We start from the raw sequence: 2,057 nt of genomic DNA, 5'->3' as shown, positions 1-2,057 counted from the left end.
CTGGATCCGCTGCTGGAGCGTGTCGAGGCTCTCCCGGACCGCGCTTTCCTGGATCGGCTGCCCGCTCTGCGCGCGGGCTTCGACACCCTGTCGCCCGCCGCCAGATCCCGTCTGCTCGCCACCGTCGAGGACCGCACGGGCCTCGCCACGGGCGCGCTGCCCGCCGCCCTGTCGGACCCGGTGGCCCTGGCCCTGCTGGCCTCGGCGGACCTGGCAGGTCGGGAGGCCCTGGCGGTACGGGGACTGACTCCGGCGCGGGACACGGGGCCAGCACCGGCGCCTGCTCCGGCTTCGGCGACCGACGGCGGCACAGGCAGCGCCACCACAGCCGGGATCCCTGCCGAAGGCGTCGCGCGTCCGGCGGATCTGGCGCTCAGTCCCGGCGAGCGGTGGCGGCTGCTGCTCGGGCGAGGGCGTGGGCTGAGCGGACAGGCGGCCCGGCTGGCCGGGGCGCTGGACGAGCTGTACGGATACGGACGCGGCGAGGGCTCGCAGGGCGAGGAGCGGGACGGAGGCGGGTCCCAGGGCGGGGACGGGCCGTCGTATCCCGATGTCCGGGCCTGGTCGGAGGAGCTGTCCGCGCTGTTCGGGCCCGGTGTGCGCGAGGAGGTCCTCGCGGCTGCCGCCGACGCGGGCCGGCTCGACGCGGTCCTGGAGCTGGATCCGGCCTCGGCACGGCCGTCCGTGGAGCTGCTGCGTACGGTCCTGTCGTACGCCGGCGGTCTTCCCGAGCAGCAGCTCGCCCGGCTGCGGCCACTGGTGGCACGACTGGTCGCCGAGTTGACCGAGGCGCTCGCCAACCGGATGCGGCCCGCGCTCACCGGGCTCTCCCATCCGCGTCCCACCCGCCGTCCCGGCGGTCCGCTGGATCTCGCCCGTACGCTGCGCGCCAATCTGGCGACAGCCCGACGGGATCCGGACACGGGAGCGGTGACGGTCCTTCCCGAGCGGCCGGTCTTCCGTACACGCGCCCGCAAGGCGGCCGACTGGCGGCTGGTCCTGGTCGTGGATGTGTCGGGCTCGATGGAGGCCTCGACGATCTGGGCCGCGCTCACCGCCTCCGTGCTGGCCGGTGTCCCGGCGGTGAGCACGCACTTCGTGGCGTTCTCCACCGAGGTACTGGACCTCACCGACCAGGTGGACGATCCGCTGAGCCTGCTGCTGGAGGTCCGGGTCGGCGGCGGTACGAATATCGCGCGCGGGCTGCGCCACGCCCGTGAGCTGGTGACCGTACCGTCCCGCACGCTGGTCGTGCTGATCAGCGACTTCGAGGAGGGCGGCCCGGTCTCGCCCCTGCTCTCGGAGGTACGGGCGCTGGTCGACGCGGGCTGCCATGTCCTGGGCTGTGCCTCGCTGGACGACGAGGGACGGCCGCGCTATTCGGCGGGCGTGGCGGGCCAGTTGGTGGCCGCCGGGATGCCGGTCGCGGCGCTGAGTCCCTTGGAGCTGGCCCGCTGGGTCGGCGAACGCGTAGGAGGTGCGCACCGATGACCGATGCCATGGCGGTACTGCCGCCGGTGACCGCCGCGGTGGCCGCCGCCGCGCTCGATCTGCTGCCCGCGCGGCTGCGCAAACGCGTCGACGGAGCGGTGGCGAAGGCCGCCGGATGGCCGGTGGAGCCGCATCCGGACGGTGTGCTGGTACGGGTCGCGGACGACACGGCGGTGACTCTGAGGGTCACGGCCGGGATCGTGGCCGCCGACGATCACGCCGTGTGCAGTTGTCTGCTGGCCCCGGCCTGTCTGCACCGCGCGGCCGTGCTGTCGAGCGCGCCTCTGGCAGTGGAGGAAGCGGCGGAGGAGGTGGAGGCGGCGGCGGAAGAGAGCGAGAGGCGGGACGAACGGGAGGGAGAATCCAGGGACGGGACCGAAGCCGGTGTGCCTTTGGTCGTCGGCGAAGTCGCCCTCACTCCCGCCCAGTCCACCGCGCTCGACGCCCTGCGTGATGCCGTGACGGCCGTTCTTGTCGCGGGTATCGCCGGTTCCGGTGCAGTGCACCGCGCCGAGCTGCTGCACGCCGCGCACTCGGCGCGGCTGGCCGGGCTGCACCGGCCGGCC

The 2,057-nt window shown here is 74.3% G+C and carries 1 protein-coding gene and 1 pseudogene; both read left to right on the top strand.

From position 1 onward, the window contains the following. The coding region (locus GA0115259_RS35785) for a vWA domain-containing protein (protein ID WP_141716835.1) at nt 1-1,491 on the top strand (1,491 nt) is incomplete at its 5' end. After that, nucleotides 1,488-2,057: pseudogene (locus GA0115259_RS35780) on the top strand (hypothetical protein); the annotation flags it as partial. The gene GA0115259_RS35785 and the pseudogene GA0115259_RS35780, both read left to right, overlap by 4 nt.

Source organism: Streptomyces sp. MnatMP-M17, from assembly GCF_900091995.1.
Classification (GTDB): Bacteria; Actinomycetota; Actinomycetes; order Streptomycetales; family Streptomycetaceae; genus Streptomyces.
The sequence above is the reverse complement of the archived record's forward strand: the minus strand, read 5'-3'. Positions and strand labels throughout refer to the sequence as shown.